This is a genomic window from Vibrio sp. R10-SF1-ISO8 (assembly GCF_059833805.1).
In genome coordinates this window covers 35,221-53,859 of record NZ_JCBDHL010000012.1, presented here as the reverse complement: position 1 = coordinate 53,859, position 18,639 = coordinate 35,221, and the positions used below count along the sequence as shown (strand labels likewise).

The 18,639-nt window shown below is 44.8% G+C and carries 15 protein-coding genes and 2 tRNA genes; 12 read left to right on the top strand and 5 right to left on the bottom strand.

The genetic code is table 11. The features are described 5' to 3' along the window. Positions 1 to 55 precede the first annotated feature (55 nt). The 6 genes from AC6R00_RS09605 (at position 56) to AC6R00_RS09580 (ending at position 5,122) form a co-directional block, all read left to right on the top strand. A complete protein-coding gene (locus AC6R00_RS09605; RefSeq protein WP_500640236.1) occupies positions 56 to 1,024 on the top strand; it encodes an ABC transporter permease in 969 nt (322 codons plus the stop codon). A gap of 12 nt (positions 1,025 to 1,036) precedes the next feature. Further along, positions 1,037 to 1,909 (top strand): ABC transporter ATP-binding protein, encoded by an 873-nt coding sequence (locus tag AC6R00_RS09600; protein ID WP_500640235.1) that lies wholly within the window; start codon positions 1,037 to 1,039, stop codon positions 1,907 to 1,909. 12 nt (positions 1,910 to 1,921) lie between these two features. Further along, the gene (gene nirB / locus AC6R00_RS09595) at positions 1,922 to 4,405 is read left to right on the top strand and encodes a nitrite reductase large subunit NirB (protein WP_500640234.1); all 2,484 of its coding nucleotides are present in this window, start codon (positions 1,922 to 1,924) and stop codon (positions 4,403 to 4,405) included. Further along, on the top strand, positions 4,405 to 4,734 hold the full coding sequence (nirD, locus tag AC6R00_RS09590; RefSeq protein ID WP_500640233.1) for a nitrite reductase small subunit NirD: 330 nt from the start codon (positions 4,405 to 4,407) through the stop codon (positions 4,732 to 4,734). Before nirB ends, nirD begins: the two co-directional genes overlap by 1 nt. Before the next feature lie 182 nt (positions 4,735 to 4,916). Then, positions 4,917 to 5,003, top strand: a tRNA-Leu gene (locus AC6R00_RS09585). A gap of 45 nt (positions 5,004 to 5,048) precedes the next feature. Beyond that, positions 5,049 to 5,122: transfer RNA gene (locus AC6R00_RS09580), tRNA-Cys, on the top strand. A gap of 116 nt (positions 5,123 to 5,238) precedes the next feature. On the opposite strand, the gene AC6R00_RS09575 is transcribed toward AC6R00_RS09580, so the two are convergent. After that, positions 5,239 to 5,901: an outer membrane beta-barrel protein gene (locus AC6R00_RS09575; RefSeq protein ID WP_500640232.1), complete on the bottom strand. Its 663-nt coding sequence runs from the start codon at positions 5,899 to 5,901 to the stop codon at positions 5,239 to 5,241. Between the two features lie 186 nt (positions 5,902 to 6,087). After that, positions 6,088 to 6,525, bottom strand: coding sequence for a DUF4174 domain-containing protein (locus AC6R00_RS09570; protein WP_500640231.1), 438 nt, complete (start codon positions 6,523 to 6,525; stop codon positions 6,088 to 6,090). A 110-nt stretch (positions 6,526 to 6,635) separates the two neighbouring features. On the opposite strand from AC6R00_RS09570, the gene AC6R00_RS09565 reads away from it, so the two are divergent. Continuing rightward, positions 6,636 to 7,154 carry a GNAT family N-acetyltransferase gene (locus tag AC6R00_RS09565; protein WP_500640230.1) on the top strand — a complete coding sequence of 173 codons (519 nt, stop codon included), beginning with the start codon at positions 6,636 to 6,638 and terminating at the stop codon, positions 7,152 to 7,154. A 2-nt stretch (positions 7,155 to 7,156) separates the two neighbouring features. Next, positions 7,157 to 7,552 (top strand): nitrous oxide-stimulated promoter family protein, encoded by a 396-nt coding sequence (locus tag AC6R00_RS09560; protein WP_004743129.1) that lies wholly within the window; start codon positions 7,157 to 7,159, stop codon positions 7,550 to 7,552. Positions 7,553 to 7,573: 21 nt separating this feature from the next. On the opposite strand, the gene AC6R00_RS09555 is transcribed toward AC6R00_RS09560, so the two are convergent. Both AC6R00_RS09555 and trxC read right to left on the bottom strand, forming a co-directional pair. After that, positions 7,574 to 8,734: an MFS transporter gene (locus AC6R00_RS09555; RefSeq protein ID WP_500640229.1), complete on the bottom strand. Its 1,161-nt coding sequence runs from the start codon at positions 8,732 to 8,734 to the stop codon at positions 7,574 to 7,576. A gap of 197 nt (positions 8,735 to 8,931) precedes the next feature. After that, positions 8,932 to 9,366 (bottom strand): thioredoxin TrxC, encoded by a 435-nt coding sequence (gene trxC / locus AC6R00_RS09550; protein WP_500640228.1) that lies wholly within the window; start codon positions 9,364 to 9,366, stop codon positions 8,932 to 8,934. A gap of 103 nt (positions 9,367 to 9,469) precedes the next feature. Here trxC and AC6R00_RS09545 point away from each other — a divergent pair, with 103 nt between their 5' ends. The 4 genes from AC6R00_RS09545 to AC6R00_RS09530 all read left to right on the top strand — a co-directional run bounded on the left by AC6R00_RS09545 (position 9,470) and on the right by AC6R00_RS09530 (position 17,382). After that, complete coding sequence (locus tag AC6R00_RS09545) at positions 9,470 to 10,552, top strand: ketoacyl-ACP synthase III (protein WP_500640227.1); 1,083 nt, start codon at positions 9,470 to 9,472, stop codon at positions 10,550 to 10,552. Between the two features lie 392 nt (positions 10,553 to 10,944). Continuing rightward, a complete protein-coding gene (locus AC6R00_RS09540) occupies positions 10,945 to 12,075 on the top strand; it encodes an exonuclease SbcCD subunit D (RefSeq protein ID WP_500640226.1) in 1,131 nt (376 codons plus the stop codon). A gap of 8 nt (positions 12,076 to 12,083) precedes the next feature. Then, on the top strand, positions 12,084 to 15,131 hold the full coding sequence (locus tag AC6R00_RS09535; RefSeq protein WP_500640225.1) for an AAA family ATPase: 3,048 nt from the start codon (positions 12,084 to 12,086) through the stop codon (positions 15,129 to 15,131). 196 nt (positions 15,132 to 15,327) lie between these two features. After that, positions 15,328 to 17,382, top strand: a complete 2,055-nt coding sequence (locus AC6R00_RS09530; protein ID WP_500640224.1) for a hybrid sensor histidine kinase/response regulator — start codon at positions 15,328 to 15,330, stop codon at positions 17,380 to 17,382. Positions 17,383 to 17,438: 56 nt separating this feature from the next. On the opposite strand, the gene cqsA is transcribed toward AC6R00_RS09530, so the two are convergent. Continuing rightward, complete coding sequence (gene cqsA, locus AC6R00_RS09525) at positions 17,439 to 18,620, bottom strand: alpha-hydroxyketone-type quorum-sensing autoinducer synthase (protein WP_500640223.1); 1,182 nt, start codon at positions 18,618 to 18,620, stop codon at positions 17,439 to 17,441. Positions 18,621 to 18,639: the final 19 nt, after the last annotated feature.

Genomic DNA, 18,639 nt, shown 5'->3' with positions numbered 1-18,639 from the left:
GAGGAGGGGCGAGTCCCCTCCAACAAAACAATAACAAGGATGTATAGGAGTTGTTATGTCGAGCAATGTAATCTCACTTATTCCGAGTAAGCAGTTGGTGGCGAACAAGAGCAAAGCTTTTTTGTTACCTGTGATTGGAATCTTGATGTTCTTGATGATGTGGCATTTCAGTGCACGTCAGGTAGAAACTTCACTAGGAACACTTCCTGGTCCGGCTCAAACCTACCAGCAATTCAGTAATTTAGTAGTAGAGCACTGGGATGAAAGAAAAAAAGAAGTCGCCTTTATCGAGCGACAAGAAAAACGTAATGCTGCAAAGCTAGCAAAAAATCCTGATGCTAAGGTCAAGATTAGACCTTACACGGGGAAGCCCACATTCTTTGATCAAATCGTGACTAGCCTAATAACGGTCGCCAGTGGATTTTTATTGGCCACTTTGATTGCTATACCGCTAGGTATTGTCCTTGGCTTAAACCAAGGTGCTTATCAGGCATTTAACCCCATTATTCAATTGCTTAAACCTGTCTCTCCACTGGCGTGGCTGCCGATAGTCACCATGGTGGTGAGTGCAACATACGTTAGTGACGATCCTATATTCGCTAAATCTTTTGTTAACTCTTTGCTGACGGTTGCGCTGTGTAGTTTGTGGCCAACGCTGATTAATACGGCCGTTGGCGTCACTAGCGTGGACAAAGATCTTATCAATGTCAGCAAAGTGCTGCAGTTATCTTGGTGGCAACATATCAGAGTCATCGTGCTTCCGTCTGCAATTCCGATGATCTTTACCGGATTGCGTTTATCGCTCGGTATCGCATGGATGGTACTCATTGCCGCAGAGATGCTGGCGCAAAACCCGGGATTAGGAAAGTTTGTTTGGGACGAATTCCAGAATGGCAGTTCGGCTTCACTGGGGCGCATTATGGTCGCTGTCATCACGATTGGTTTCATTGGTTTACTGCTAGACCGAGGCATGTTGCAACTACAGAAATGGTTGTCTTGGAATAAGCAACAGGCATTGCGATAAAAGGAGTTTCCTATGTCTAAAGCACTACTCGATTTAACTCAGTTGGGGATGAGATTCCCAACCCCGAATGGCGAATTTATCGCCCTAAAAAACGTCAATCTTCAGATTAATAAAGGCGAATTTATTTCGCTGATTGGACACTCAGGCTGCGGTAAATCGACAGTACTTAATCTAGTGGCGGGTCTTCACCTGCCTACGGATGGCGGAGTGATTGTTGATGGTCGTGAGGTAAGTGGGCCAGGACCAGAGCGCGCTGTCGTGTTTCAAAATCATTCGTTGTTGCCTTGGTTAACGGTTTTTCAAAATGTAGAGTTGGCAGTTAAACAGATTGCACAAAGCCAGCTTTCTCAAACCACCACTTCTGAACAAAGCTCTAAACAGTGGATCAAAGAGCAGGTCGAACACTATCTTGACTTGATTCAAATGTCTCACGCTGCGGATAAAAAGCCTGATGAAATCTCTGGCGGTATGAAGCAGCGAGTCGGCATTGCCCGCGCGCTTGCCCTTCAGCCAAAAGTCCTTTTGATGGATGAACCCTTTGGCGCGCTTGATGCACTGACTCGTGCTCATCTGCAAGACTCACTGATGAAAATCCAAGCCGAGCTGAACAATACCGTGATTATGATTACCCATGATGTGGATGAAGCGGTACTGCTTTCAGACAAGATCGTGATGATGACTAATGGCCCAGCGGCAACCATTGGTGAGGTGTTGGAGATTGAATTGCCCCGCCCACGTAACCGTGTTGCGCTAGCCGATGACCCGCAGTATCAGAAATACCGTCAGTCAGTGCTGCGTTTCTTGTATGAAAAGCAGTCTAAACCAAGTACTCAACCTAAAAGTACCGAGCAGAAAGAGCTCGAAGTACCCGCTAAGACGGCATAAAGGAGTCAGACAATGGAACATGTAGTAATCGTCGGTAACGGTATGGTTGGGCATCACCTTGTTGCTCAGCTTGTTGAACGAGGTGCTCACCTTGAAAAGCGCATTACGGTGATTGGTGAAGAGCGTTTCATCGCCTATGACCGAGTTCAACTCTCATCGCTATTTTCTGGCAACAGCCATCAGGATCTGATGTTGAGCAGTGAAGAGTGGTACAGCAAACATGGCATAGAGTTGATGCTAGGCAGCCAAGTAACCAAAATCGAACGGGACAACAAACGCTTGGTTTTAGATGAGGACAGTGTCATAGGGTACGATCAGCTCGTGCTCGCAACAGGTTCTTATCCATTCGTACCGCCTATTGAAGGTCACGATAGAGACAATATCTTTGTTTATCGAACGTTAGATGATCTTTCTGAAATAAAAACAGCGTGTCAGGGCGCGAAGACTGGTGCTGTCATTGGTGGTGGATTACTCGGCTTAGAAGCTGCAAACGCCTTGAAACTGCTGGGGGTGGAAACCCACGTCGTGGAATTCGCGCCGCGTTTGATGCCTGTTCAACTTAATGATGGTGCGGGCTTAGTTCTGAAAGAGAAGATAGAAGAGCTAGGTCTAACGGTTCATACCTCAACGGCAACCGAAAAAATCTGTGATGGTGAAGGCGCAACACATCGGATGGTGTTTAAAGATGCTGATCCTCTTGAAGTAGACGTCATTGTTTTCTCCGCTGGTATTCGACCGCAAGACGCACTGGCTAGGCAGGCGGGTATCAATATTGGTGAGCGCGGCGGCATTGTCATTGATGATCAATGCCGAACCAGTGATGAGAGCATTTTTGCTATTGGAGAATGTGCGCTTTGGCAAGAGAAAATATTTGGCTTGGTGGCCCCCGGTTATACCATGGCTCGTGTTATTGCAGATAAGCTCGTTGGTCGTGAAAACGCAGGCTTTACCGGTGCAGATATGAGCACCAAGTTGAAGCTACTCGGTGTCGATGTTGCTTCGATTGGTGATGCGCATAAAGCGACGGATGGCGCGCAGGAGATGGTACTGCAAGATGCGGTTGCTGGCGTCTATAAAAAACTCGTCGTTGATCAGAGCGGAACCAAGCTGCTAGGCGCCATTCTTGTGGGGGATAACTCAGACTATGATGCTTTACTGCAATGCTATTTAAATGAAACGACCCTTCCTGACCATGCGGCAAACCTACTTTTTGATACGGGAATGCTTAATGGCGAAATGGCAGATACCGCTATTATTTGTTCGTGTCACAACGTGAGTAAAGGTGATCTAGTTAATGCAATACAAGCTGGCGCTCATGATCTTGACACCCTCAAGGCCGAAACCAAGGCAGGCACAGGTTGTGGCGGTTGTAGCAACATGGTGAAAAGTGTCTTAGATACTCAGCTGACTGCGATGGGTGTCGAAGTGAACAATCATATCTGTGAGCATTTTGAGTTGTCGCGCCAAGAGCTATTCCATATTTGCCAAGTCGAAGAGATTAAAGACTTTGATACATTGATAGAGAAGCACGGTAAAGGTCACGGCTGCGATCTTTGTAAACCCACCGCTGCATCAGTGTTTGCTTCGTTATGGAATGAGCACATCATGGAGCCCCAGCACAGCTCGCTGCAAGACTCTAACGATGCCTTTATGGCAAACCTGCAAAAAGATGGATCTTACTCGGTTGTCCCTAGAGTAGCAGGGGGAGAAATTACGCCCGACAAGTTGATCGCATTAGGTGAAGTGGCGAAGAAGTATGACCTATACACCAAGATAACGGGTGGTCAGCGTGTTGATTTGTTTGGTGCGCAAGTCGAACAGCTACCGGATATCTGGCAAGCGCTAATTGATGCGGGATTTGAAACCGGCCACGCGTATGGTAAGTCTCTCAGAACGGTTAAATCCTGCGTTGGTTCGACTTGGTGTCGCTATGGCGTCGATGACTCGGTTGGCTTAGCAATCGAATTGGAAAATCGTTACAAAGGGCTGCGCGCACCGCACAAAATCAAGTTCGCAGTATCTGGGTGTACCCGTGAATGTGCTGAAGCCCAAAGTAAAGATATTGGCGTCATCGCTACTGAGAACGGCTGGAATCTGTATGTGTGTGGTAACGGAGGGATGAGGCCAAGACATGCTGACTTAATTGCCTCTGACCTTTCTAAAGCAGAATTGGTCGCGTTAATCGACCGTGTCTTGATGTTCTACGTTCGAACGGCGGATCGTTTACAAAGAACCTCGGTATGGATGGAAAATCTAGAAGGTGGTTTAGACTACCTAAAACAAGTGGTGATTGAAGACTCATTGAGTATTGCTGATTCGCTTGAAGCTCAGATGCAACATGTCGTTGATACCTATCAATGTGAATGGAAGAGTACGCTCGAAAACAGTGACAAACTGGTTAAGTTCAAACCGTTTATTAATGCTGAAGAAGCCAGCCAAGTACTTCCATATCAAAGAGTACGCGGGCAACGCATTCCAGTGAAGGAGGAAGTGTAATGGAAGTCGCTGAGAAACTAAAAATATGCAGACTATCGGATCTTTCACCCTACCAAGGTAGAGGCGCTCTGATAGACGGTGAGCAGGTCGCACTGTTCTATATTCCGAACCAAGGTGTTTTCGCTATCCAGAATTGGGACCCGATTGGCAAGGCCTATGTGCTTTGTCGAGGGATAGTCGGGGATATTAATGGCGAGTTATGTGTTGCTTCTCCACTCTACAAGCAGCACTTCAATCTCATTAGTGGCGTGTGTGTGGAAGAGCCGACAATAAAGTTAATGGTTTACCCGGTAGCTGTAGAGCAGGGCGTTGTAACATTATCACTTTAATAAAACCATCGCGCTGATAAAACCACCGCATTGACGGTATGTTGGTCGATGCGGTGTTCTTTTTAACCATTTGAACAAAAATAGAAATTAATTGATTGACCGGAAAATTTATTCCGTTAAAGTACACCTCGTTCTCACGACATTGCTTGTGGGAATGGTGGTGTACCATCGCTTTTAGCGTTGCCCTGGTGGTGGAATTGGTAGACACAAGGGATTTAAAATCCCTCGGCGTTCGCGCTGTGCCGGTTCAAGTCCGGCCCGGGGCACCATCTACTTTTCTGGCTAAAGCTGGTTAGGTAAAAAGCATAATTTGAGGCGCGTTGGCAGAGTGGCTATGCAGCGGATTGCAAATCCGTGGACCTCGGTTCGACTCCGGGACGCGCCTCCATTCTCTTATGAGAAAGTAACCAGCTTAGGCTGGTTTTTTTGTATCTGAAATTTGAGCTCGTCTAGATAGACCTCAATACTTTAGAGGTCTATCCGTGCAATCAGCAACTTTAAGCGTTAGAAGTAGTAGCGAACGCCACCTTTGATACGGTCTTGGTCCATATCTCCAAACTTGTATCCCTCGATTGAAAAATCGACGGCATTGAACTTACGCTCGTATGCAAGGTTGGCTGAAAAAGAGTCTGTGAAAAAGTATTCAGCACCAAGCTCTAGGTTGAAATGAACTTTATTGTTGGTCACGTCTTTGTCGACTTTGATGTCTGGATGTGATGAGCCACCATTGAGTTCCAATTCTGTGCGCGTGTACCCAATTCCTGGTTTAGCGTATAGGTTTAGATCGAAGCCTGTGGCGTAGCTCATCTTAGCTCCAAGATCGAACGAATAGATTCTAGCGTCATGGAGCTGGTATTCATAACCTTGAGCACCCAACCCAATATCGTAATAATTTGAATAGTCTAGAAGGTCAATGTAATCGTGGCTTAAGTTTGCTTCGATGGCTAGCCATTCGTTCACCTTGCGTCCAAGCATGATTGAAAGACCCGCACCGCTATCATCAGCATTCTTCGCACCCGAGCTAATTGTCGGGAATGATGAAACTTCAGAGTCTAGGTCTAGTTTACTTGAATGAACATCAAGACCAACATACCAGTTGTTTTGTGCAGACACGGCGAAAGAGCCGCTTAGAAGTGCGAGAGCAGCAATAGATAGTTTAAAATTCATTATTTACATCTTAGTTATGATTATGTGATCGGTGCGGTTGTAATTTTATATAGGCACCTATTGAGGGCGTGAATCTTATGTGGTGTAACAAATTATGTCAAATTTTATATTCTGTTAATTAACTTTCATAAATAGAAAGTTAGAACACTTAGAGTTTGCGTGGGAGACTTTGGGGATGTTCGCTTTTTACGCAGAGCAAGGGCTAACTTTTTTCGCCTTTTCATAGCGTCGCATCGGCATTACGTCTATGGTTTGTTTCACGTGCTCCCAGTCAGTATGTTTCCCCCAACGAAGCTTTTCTCCGCCATCTTTACCAATTAATACAGCAGTGTGAGAGCCAGGCTCAACATCATACATATTAAACAGCGCTTTGAGGTTAAACTCATGCTTAACCCATTTAGGCATACTAAAGCCGTCTTCAGTGACCACTAGAGTGATAAGGTCTCTGTCTTGAAGCTCACATTCATTAATCAGTGTTTCCAACAGAAACTGTTTGACGTGCTCGTCATTGGTAGGGGCAAAGTAAATCACGCTGCGATGTGACCATTCAGCGGAATAAGAAGGGTAGGCCCAGCTCATGGTTGAGTTGAGTAGCGCAATGGTGAATAGCAGTGCAGCACGCATAACGACATTCCTCCGATGATGGCCTATAAAAATGTGTTTGTTACACATGTTCTACGTTAATTGTAGGTGGTAAGCTCAAACCTCGGACAAAAATAGACGGAAATTTTGCCATGCGAACACTGCAATCTGAGCGCTTGACGCTGAGAATGGTTGAGCTTAAAGATGCTCCATTCATTCATGAACTCTACAACAGCGAAGACTTCTTGCAGTTTGTTGGTGATAAGAACATCCGCAGTGAAAGTGACGCCAGAGCGTACATTGAAGAAAAGATACTGGGCATGTATAGAGAGTTTGGCGTTTGTCTATTGCTGGTGGAAGTCACAGAGAGTGGTGAAAAGATCGGCGTATGCGGCTTAATCAAAAGACCAGAACTTGAAGCTTACGACATCGGTTATGGATTTATGCCAAGCTCTTACGGCAAAGGCTATGGGTATGAAGCAGGAAAAGCGGTCATCAACTACGCGTGTGAAACCAATAAAATTGAAGATTTGGTCGCGATTACTACTTCTGATAATCAGGGAAGTCGAGCCCTACTATCTAAACTTGGTTTTACTTATGTCAAAGTACAAGATACGTTGAGTGATACAGTAGACTTACTGTTGTACCAACTGAGTCTTTGCCGAGAGTAACTATGGCTGTTTCAAATATTCTTCGTGGTGAGTTGTTGACCGAATTCAAAACGGTTCGCGCAATGATGTTTATTTATTGCCGTGCGCACCACGGCAGCAAGGATAGGCTGTGCGTTGAGTGTCAAAGCTTGCTTGAATATGCTGAAACTAAATTGGATCGTTGTCCCTACGGACAGAGTAAGCCCACCTGTAATCAATGCCCGATTCATTGTTATAAAGCAGATCAGAAAGAGCAAATGCGCCAAGTCATGAGGTATTCTGGACCAAGAATGTTGCTGCCGCATCCGATTTTGGCTATTCGCCATCTACTACATGAACGCAAACCTGTTCCCAAAAAGCCCGAAGCTGGCGCGTCAAACAGACACCAGAGAAAGCTCGAAGAAAAGGGGACGCAATAAGCGTCCCCAATTACGAGCCGGCTACTCCCCAGCGACCGCCTGATGTTTGGTCTTGATGCTGGCGATTAGCATGTAGATACAAGTCGCGAGAAGTGCTGCGAACAGGTAGCCCATCAAGCCTTGAGAACCTGCCATAAACCCGTCCGCCGCAACAGGACCTGTCACTGATCCAATGCTGTAGCTAAACAGCATCACCTGAGTCGCAGATACGATGTAGTTGGCATCAAGTTTGTCGCAACCAAGGTTGATCGCGACTGGATACAAAGCGAAAGTCGCCATACCTAATAGAAATAGCCCTATTCCTAAAGCTTGCAGTCCGGTGACCATTGAAGTGAACGTAATGGCTGCTACGCCTAGTAGACAGAACAAAGCCATAAGTAACGTACGCCCAAGGAATTTGGATAGCCAAGGCACGATTGGTTGAACGGCCATACCACCAAGAATGACGACCGCCATTAGTCCACCAATATCACTATGTTCAATACCTCGATTTTGCAGCTCAACTGGCATCAGCCCGTAAATGGCGCCTAGAGTAAGACCAGAAACCACGCAACCGATAATCGCCGCATGATTTAGCTTACTGATCTGCTTTAGTGACAGTGGCGTGCTATGTTCACTTTCCGGTTGGTCGCTGTCACCGAAAACAAGTACGACTACAGCAAGTAACAATAAGGTGACGATTGCAATAAATGGTACACCACCAGAGATCCCAATAATGCCAATACCCAACTGGCCGATTGCGCTACCACCGTAAAGAGAGCCCATATACAGCCCAAGTCTTCTCGCTCGAGCGCTTTCGTCACCGTGTAGTAACCAAGACTCAACGATGACAAACACGCCTGCGACAGCAACACCCGCAATAAAACGAGCAACAAGCCAAACCGTGACATTGGCGGCCAATGGTAAAACCATAATGGTGGCAATAAACGTCACTAAGCACCAGACAAAGGCGTTCCGGTGGCCCACTGTTTTAACCAAAGGCTCGACGCCAGCCGCGCCAATCAATAGCCCCGCATAGAAAACACTGGCGAGCCAACTAGCCAGCGATGAATCCAAGTTATACTCAGAAAGCATCAAAGGAATTAAGCTCATCAAATATCCCGACGCGACCGCATAAAGAGCAAGCGCAATAACCGGTACAGAAATGCGAGCTTTTGGAGCAGGTTGAAGGGTAATTTCCAATGTCGTGGCCTCTTTAATTGTAGTAAAACTGAACAAATTTCGGCGCGACTATGGGGTTAAAGAGGTGAAAGGTAAAACGAAAACTTTTGACCATGACGGTAAAGGATATTTATCGTTGCGTTAGCTAAATAAACTCATGAAAAAAGCGAGAAAATGTGAATATTTTCTCGCTTTAAACTAGACTAATAAGAAGGCTGTTATTTGGCTAGTGCTTGATTAAGCCATTGATCAAACTGACCTTTAGGAAGTGCACCGTTTATCACATCAACTCTTTTGCCGTTTTTGAAGACCATAACGGTAGGAATGCTTCTAATTTGATATTTGGCAGCGAGATTTTGCTGGCTTTCAGTGTCAATTTTTACAAATCGAACATCTTTTGTTCGTTCCGCGGCAACATCAGAAAAAACTGGAGCAAACCCTACACAAGGATTGCACCACGGGGCCCAGAAATCGACGACAACTGGTGTATCGCTATTTAAGATTGCCTCGAAATTGCTTTCAGTGCCCTCAACGGGCGCTCCATCTAAAAGTAGTGTTTTACATTTTCCACAAGTTGGGGCTTCTGAAATGCGTTCTGACGGCACACGGTTAACGCCAGAGCAAGATGGGCAACGTGTATTGAAGGTGGACATGATATCTCTCTCGTTATTATTTCTAGTAGATGACAGTGACTGTCGCTGCTAGTTATACTCTGTTTATACCAAGAGATACAAATAACTAAATTAAAGGCTCTAAATGAAAAATTTCTATGCAGAAATTACTGGTTGGGGAAAATGCCTACCTCCAGCAACGCTTTCCAATCAAGATCTAAGTACTTTTCTAGACACTTCTGATGAGTGGATCCGCACTCGTACCGGGATTGAAAATCGACGTATTAGCCATGTGAACACCTCTGATATGGCTACTGTTGCGGCGCAACATGCACTCGCTTGCGCTGGAAAAAGTGCAGAGGATATTGATTTAATTATTCTTGCCACTTGCTCACCAGACTCACTGATTCCAAATGCAGCTTCAAAAGTTGCGCAAAACCTAGGTATCACGGCGGCGGCTGCATTTGATTTGAACGCAGCCTGTACAGGCTTTGTCTATGGCTTAGAAACGGCGACTCGCCTAATACAAGCAGGCAATTACAGAAACGCAATCGTAATCGGTGCAGAGCGGTTATCTTTCTTTATCGATTGGACGATGCGTGATACCGCGGTCTTGTTTGGTGACGGCGCTGGTGCGGTTGTCTTAACCAGAACAGAAGAGCAGGTTGGCCTACAAAACGCGCAGCTTGGCTGTGATTCTGCGGGGCGCGATATTTTGGCTGTACCTAAGTTTGGTACCTGTATGGATAGGTTTGCTGCTGATAATGGCCATTGGGATTTCAACTTTGTTGGTAAAGAGATCTTCAAGCGCGCAGTAAAAGGCATGGGTGCTGCGGCTCAAAACGTGTTGGCACGTAGTGAGCTGTCTACTGATGACGTTGATGTTGTGATTCCACATCAAGCGAACATTCGTATTATTCAAACCTTGTGCGATCTATCAGGCATTAGCCAAGATAAAGCGTTTGTAAACATTCAAAAATACGGCAACACATCGGCAGCCACTGTGCCTATCGCCTTATGTGAGTCTTTAGAGCAGGGCTTTGTTAAACCGGGTGATAACCTGCTTCTTGCCGCATTCGGTGCGGGATTAACGTGGGGAGCAAGCCACTTAAAATGGGGCGAGCGAGTCACTCCACTGGGTGAGAGCGATGCATGCCTACCAGAATGTGAAAAATCTGCATTAGAGCTTATAAAAGAAGCCGTCGAGCACTGCAAAAATCGCCCGTAACTCTTCAAATTAAATACAAAAAGTCGCACACTCGGTGCGACTTTTTATATCAATGAGCCTCGCATTGATATTATTATAATGGCCTAAGTAATAGGGTCTGTTGACCTTTTGAGCTGATTTTTGCAGCAGTTTGTGGGTTCTTTATGCAAGGCAGAGGCTTTGAACTGTAGTTACTCTACCTGATAAGCCGCTAACGCAGCAGAAAGGAGCCACAAACGCTGCCCGAAGGGTTCGAGCTGGGCGCCCCCGCTAAAACCGTTTTACTCTTTGTTGAGAGGTGTTTTGCTTAGAATGACTAGGCGACAAACCTCTCGCCGCGATTAAAGCGCTTTTATCTCGAACAAAATTTAACCGCAAAAGGTCAACAGACCCTAGGAACACGCTGGGCTTACATGAAATTCCTCCACACTTCTGACTGGCACCTCGGTCGTCAATTTCACAATGTTTCTCTTTTAGATGATCAAAAAGTCGTTCTTGAACAGATCATTGAATACATTCAATCCAACCCAGTTGATGCGTTGGTTATCGCGGGAGATGTCTACGATCGCTCTGTGCCTCCGACAGCAGCCATTGAATTGATGAATCAGTTTGTAAGTCGAGTATGCGGCGAACTAAAGCTGCCAATTATTCTAATCCCAGGTAATCATGACGGCGCAGAGCGCTTAGGGTTTGCCTCGCAGCAAATGGCAGAATCAGGGCTCCACATTATTGCCAATTTCAAAGATATGCTGACACCGGTTGAGCTGGAAACAGATATGGGCAAAGTCCGGTTTTATGGCATGCCTTACAATGACCCGGAGCTAGTGCGCCATTATTTTAAGCAGCCAGTATCTACCCACGATGATGCGCATAAGCTACTTTGTGGTGAAATTACTGCCACCTTTGAAACCAATGCGAATAATGTACTGATTTCTCACTGCTTTGTTGATGGCGCGATTGAGTCTGAGTCGGAACGTCCACTGTCTATTGGTGGCTCGGATCGCGTGAGTCATGAGCATTTTACACCGTTTGATTATGTTGCTCTTGGGCATCTTCATCAGCCACAGAAAAAAGGTGAAGAGTACATCCGCTATTCAGGCTCGTTAATGAAATACAGCTTTTCAGAGCAGTATCAAAAGAAAGGCATGACGTTAGTTGAGCTTGATGAATCGGGTTTTAAGTCAGCAACCCATATTGACCTCAGTGCCCCCCACGAAATGCGCATAATCGAAGGGGAGTTGGATGAAATCATTGCCCAAGGAAAAACCGACCCCAGCAGCCATGACTATGTACTGGTTCGGTTAATGGACCGACACGCAATCTTAAACCCTATGGAGAAACTAAGAGCTGTCTACCCCAACGTATTGCACCTTGAAAAACCAGGGATGCTGGTGGGCGTTGAACAGCAGATGGCAGCGGCCAAGTTGGCTCGCAGTGAAGCCGATATGTTTCGCGATTTCTTCGTCGAAGCACAAGATAGTCAGCTTAGTGAAGAGCAAGACAAAGCTATCACAGACATCATCAAGCAACTCAGTGAGCAATAGGCCAGATCATGAAACCAGTTAAATTAATAATGCAGGCTTTCGGCCCTTTTGCTAAGACAGAGCAAATCGATTTCACTCAATTAGGCTTAAATCCTCTTTTTCTCATTAACGGACCTACAGGTTCAGGGAAAACGTCAATACTCGATGCTATCTGCTTCGCCTTATATGGCGAAACTACGGGCAATGAACGTCAGGGCAACCAAATGCGCTGCGACCAAGCAGCGGCGAATTTACTCACGGAAGTGACTCTAGAGTTTTCTTTAAACGGTAAACAGTATCGAGTTACCCGCGCGCCTGAGCAAGAAGCGCCAAAAGCGCGTGGTGAAGGTCTGACAACACGCAAACATACTGCTTCCTTGTATGAAATCACACAAGAAGAAGTTCTGATCACAAGCAAAACGGCTCAGGTTAAAAATGAGGTTGCTAACTTGCTTGGGTTAAATGAAACCCAGTTCCGTCAGGTTATGGTGTTGCCTCAGGGGAAGTTTCGAGAGCTGTTACTCGCTTCATCTAAGGAACGTGAAGCGATTTTTGGTCAGCTATTCCAGACTGATGTGTATAAGAAAATTGAATTTGCATTGAAAGATAAAGCCAGTGCAATTAGCAAGGCTAAAGATGAATTCGACAATCAAATTCGCGGCGCTCTGCAAGTGGCAGAAGTGTCTACCGAGCAGGAGTTGCAAGAACGACGGATTCATTCTCGCAGCGAACTCGAACAAGCGAAAAGCGTTGAGGCGAAGGAGTTAGAGATTCTCAATAGCTTAAAAAGTGAGTTGAACAAAGCAAAATCGCTCAATGAGTTATTTACTAAGCGTGTTTCGACAGTTGCGGCTCAACAATCACATCTGGAAAACAAAGCGCAGATTACCGAGCTGGAGTCAAAGTTAAAGCTGGCTAAGAGTGCGAGCCACCTTGAAGTGGCTTACGCTAGCATGCAGTCAAGTGCGAAACAGGTGGTTGGTCTAGAAACCAAACTAGACGCACTAACGGCTCAACACTTAGTGGCAGAAAAAACATCTCATGAAGAAGAACAACGAGTTAATACGGCTGAGGAAAATGCTAAACAAATCCCAATACTGACTGAAGAGCTGTTCAAATTAGAGCAAGTCAAAGCAAAACTTGTTGAGAAATCGGAACTAGAGAAAAGCATTAACGCGTTAAATGTCACTCGAGTTGATTACGATAAAAAGCTCATTCAATACAGCGAGCTCAAACAGAAACTGCAACAAGAGGCTGACTTAGGTGCCAAGTCACTCGAACAAGCGCGCAAAGATCTGACCGAGAAATCGAACTTAGAAACCGGTTTAATAAACAATCAGCGTCTGCTTGACGATCTCAATAAGCTTACAGCCCAAACCGCCGAGCTTGCTCGCCTACAGCAGAAGCTTGTCCCGATAACAGAACAAGTCGAGAAGGCAAAAAACGCTGTTGCAGAGAAGCAAAAATACGCCGATGAACAAGAACTGAGTTGGCACAATTCTCAAGCTGCGTTTCTAGCACAAAAGCTGGAAAAAGGCTCGCCCTGTCCTGTGTGTGGTAGCCAAGAACATCCAGCACCTGCCACGTTTGAAGGTGAACCAATCTCTAAGGAGTCGGTTCAAGCCGCTCGGCAGCAAGAGCGCAGTGCGGTTGAAGAGTTAAACCGACAAACTAATGTACTGGAACAACAGCAAGCGACAATAGTGGCTCAAGAGAAACACATTGAAGAGTTACGGCGCGAGTTAGGTGAAGGCGCAGCTATGGGTTCTGAGCAGCTACATCAAGAGATAGTCCGACAGAAGGCTAGGTTAGACGTGTTGGCGGCAATCGATCTTGATAAGATGGAAAAGACCGTTCAAGAGTTAACACAGCGCTGCGTTAATGGTGAAGCTAAAATCAATGAGCTAAAATCACTAGTTTCTGCAAATGACTCAGCGATAAACGTCCAAAGCCAGCAATTGGAGAAAGTCTCCTCTGGCATTGATCCGCAATACTCATCAGCTGACGTTGTTGAGCGCCAATACCTTGCTCAAAAAGCTAACATTACACAGCTTAATCAGACGTTAGAAAAGGCTCAACAATCTGCGAAACAGGCGAAACTAGCGCTTGTTGCTATTGAAACTGAAAGAAACTCGACGACTCAGTTACTCAAAGATGGCAGAGTAAACAATCAAGAAGCGAACAAAGAGTGGCAGTCTCTACTAGAACTTTCAGCATTAGATTCACAAGAGCAATTTCTGCAAGCTCGCATAGAGCCTCAGCTTTATGAACAATGGCAAGCTCAAATCAATGAGTATGTACAGACCGCAACCCAGTTAGAACAGTCTGTAAAGGACCTTGATGAGCAGTTAAGGGACATTGAAAAGCCAGATCTTGATAAAAAACAAACCGAGCTAGATGCAGCGGAGATAAAATACCGCGAATGCCGAGGTTTGCTAGACACCGTACATTCAGTGACAGAACGCCTTGAAAAAGTACAAAAAGATATCAATACACTGCATGAAAAAAATCAGCGATTAGAAGCCGAATACAAGGTCTACGGAACGCTCTATGACGTGGCGAGTGGTAAAACGGGGAGCAGAATCAGTCTACATCGATTCGTTCTCGGTGTGTTGCTCGATGATGTATTGATCCAAGCCTCTCAACGTTTATCTATGATGAGCAAGGGGCGCTATCAACTAGTACGTAAGACAGAAGGCTTCAAAGGTGCCGCAGGACGCGGGCTCGATTTGAGCGTAGAAGATGGTTACACCGGAAAAACACGTGATGTTGCAACCCTTTCAGGTGGAGAGTCTTTTATGGCGGCACTTGCGTTGGCGCTTGGGTTGTCTGATGTGGTTCAGTCGTACAGTGGCGGCATTAAGCTTGATACGTTGTTTATTGATGAAGGGTTTGGCAGCCTGGACCCCGAGTCTCTGGATTTAGCGATTCAAACGCTTATTGATTTGCAGCAAGCGGGGCGTATGATTGGCTTGATATCCCATGTTACTGAACTTAAAGAGCAAATGCCTTTAAGAGTAGATGTCGAAGCCTCACGTTTAGGAAGCCGTATTCAATTAGTTGGTATGCATGCTTAGAGCAGACTAAAATTTACATAGTTCACTATGTTGCGTATGCTCAATCTATAACAATGATTTATATTAAGAGCATCGAATTGATGACAGTTGGCAGGTCACTCTTTTGTACCTAGCAGATATATTCACTTAACGGGGGCTTAAGGTGCTTTAACAGTGCTCTAGGCGATAAAGAAGTTGCGCGTAGCGGTTTTAATGCATGAATGTAGTAAAGAAGATTTATCAATACGCAGATCCCAACCTTGAGTTAGTCGGGTGGATGGGCTTCTTCGGTTTCCCTGCATACTTCTACATTTGGTCTTACGTTTATCCTCAGTCGTATGAGAATGGTCCGCTAAGGTTTTTTTGCGCTTTACTCCTATTGGGGTTAGCGCTCAGAAAGTATGTACCGCCACCCATTACGCGTTACCTCCCATACTATTATATTGCGACGATCACTATCTGCTTGCCGTTCTTCTTCTCATTCATGCTGTTTATGAACGAGTGGTCGACGGTGTGGGCAATGTCGTTCATGTCTTCAATCTTCTTGCATGTGTTATTAGTCCATGAGACTCGAGTTATGTTGCTGCAAGCTATGGTCGCAATTGCTGCGGCATACTTGCTAAGTTATGGACTGGAGCATGCGCCTAGCAAAGTTGAGACTGAAGTCGTCGTCATTTGGCCTTACATCCCGATTTTTTTGTTCACCTATGTCTTTGGTAATTTGTTCTATTTTCGTAATCAAGTTGAACATGAGGCGAAAGTCTCGATTGCTAAGTCATTTGGTGCTGGGATCGCTCATGAAATGCGTAACCCTTTAAGTGCTCTTAAAGCATCCGTTGACGTACTTGACTCGTCTTTACCGTCAGTTAAAACAATTAAAGGAGATAAAGCTGAGATCGATAAGTTTGATATCGAGCGTATGAAGGAAGTGCTTTCTGGAGCCGACGAGGTTATTCGCAATGGTAATGAAGCTATAGACCTCTTGCTTACCTCTATTGATCAGAGCCGAGTGTCGCACTCAACGTTTCGTTCTTATTCCGTGGAGCAAGTGGTAAGAGAGTCACTCACCAGTTTCTCTTATCCTAGCGATCATGCCAAAGACGTCGTGAATTTGCATGTCGAAGGTGATTTTGACTACTTTGGAAGTGATACGTTACTGAAATATGCGCTATACAATCTACTCAAAAATTCACTTTATTATCAGAATGGTGAAGAGTTTAAGATTGAAATCACGCTTAGAAGTGATCATGAGTTCAACTATTTATACTTCGAAGATAACGGCATTGGGATTGAAAAAGAAAAGTTAGAGTTTGTCTTTCAAGATTTTTATACCTCTGGAAAATCCTCAAGCTATGGGCTTGGGTTACCTTTTTGTAAACGTGTCATGCAAGCATTTGGCGGCAAGATAAAATGTGAATCCGTGCTCGGAGAGTGGACACGTTTTACCCTCAAGTTTCCTCGATATGAGTCCCTAAAAGTGTCCACAATTAAACAAGATATTCTAAGAAATAAATCAATGCTTTACGTGGGTAATGATGTAACGGTAAAGCGCAAACTGAACGAATTTACGTTCTACACAGGTGCACTATGTGACGTAGTCGATTTTGAGCAAGCACAGGGTAAAGAAGAGTTTGAATTTGAATACGATTTAATACTACTCGATCTAGAAGTATGTAGTGAGCAAGAGTATTTAATGCTGGAGTCTAAACTCCACTTTACTGAAGCGAAAATCGTGATGCTTTTTGCTCAAGATGGTGAGTATCACAACCGATTTAGTCGATTCCTTACCTTCTATCCAAAAGAGAAAAAGCAGTTCCTACTTGACGTCTCACAGTCGGTCGATGCACTTATGTTTGGCAATGTTGAGCCTAACCGTAATCTGATTCCGAAAAAGGCACCTGCCGTCGTTGGTAAACGTATCTTGATTGCTGATGACAATGAGTCGATGAGACAATTAACGACGATCTTATTGAATAAACAGGGCTATCAAGTTTCTCAGGCAGGCGATGGCAACGAGGTGCTAAGTGTATTGAGCAATGAGCAAGTTGACCTCATTCTGATGGATCTCGAAATGCCAATGTTGGATGGCTTAGAAACTACGACTCTTATTCGCGAGTCAGAAGAAGTCTACGCTAACGTGCCTATTCTTGGGCACACCGGTGATAATCGAAAAGAAACTCTCTCTAAAATTGACCAAGCGGGTATGAATGGATACTTAATTAAACCTGTAGATAAAGTTAAGTTGCTTGATAAGGTTGCAGACTACATTTAGTCCAATGATTTTTTCGTTTAAATAGTAACGCCCCTGTAGTAAGAGGCGTTATTTTATTATACGAAATACAATTCCTTATTTTCTTTAGCTTGCTTTGCAACCGATAAAATCTTATCAATATCATTATTAGTTAAGGCGCTATTTAACGATAAGCGTAGGATATTTTTATTATCAGGTGTGGCAGGAGTACAAAAAACGGAGCCAAATACTCCGTGTTCTTCGAAGAAATCTCTAACTTTACGCGTATTAGTCTTCTCTGCTGTTTCTAAACTGATTATCTGCGATTCGCTACGTATGTCGTAGCCTATATCTTTTAGTCCCTCCCGTACTTGCTCTGAGCATTCCATTAATCGCTTGCGGGATTGGTCACTTTCCTTGATAACACTTAGCGTCGCATCAATTCTATCTAGCTCAAATGACATCATCGCTGAACTAAAAATAGATGGAAATGAGACGTACGGCACCACTTGACCTGTTAAGTTGTTACACCAAACTGCACCAGCTCGATAAGCGAAGGTTTTCGCTAGGCTGGCTGTCATGAAGTCTACCTGATTAGTGAGACCGAGCTCTTGAAGTAATCCGGAACCTTTAGGGCCGTGAACACCGACAGAATGGGATTCATCAACGACAATCGCACAATCCATCTCTTTTGCCAAGGCCACCATTTCCTGAAGTGGCGCTATAGTGCCAATGGTACTGTAAATAGAGTCAATCAAAACCACCCCTGGTCCATTACGTTTAATTAAACGTTTGAGATGATTAGTGTTATTGTGCATAAAGGGATGGATATTGGCTCCTGCGATTCGAGCGCCTTCCCACAGCGACATGTGCGCAAAAAAGTCTATATACACATTTGTTTCTGAATCACAGATGGTTTGCAGTAAGCCGATGTTGGCAATCCAGCCCGACGGGGCAATGGTGCAAGTTTGAAATCCTGTGTAATTTGCAAGGTGGTGCTCAACCGTTTTATCTAGTCCATCGCTGTGCAAAAACACATTAGACATAAATGCTGTGTCTTTCTTGGAAAGCAATGAATTAACTTGAGCGTCTATGATTTTAGGGTGATGGGTAAGTGCAAGGTAGTCATTACTTTGCAAAATGATATCACCTAGGAGTGGCTTCTTACCTAAAACTAGGTTTCTTCCATTATCTTTTTTATTTATTAGGTCAGAAACATAGTAGTTGATTCGTCTGTCGATAAAATCGGGCAGACGAGATCGTGTAGTTAACATATTCATAATACATAGCCTTAAGTTA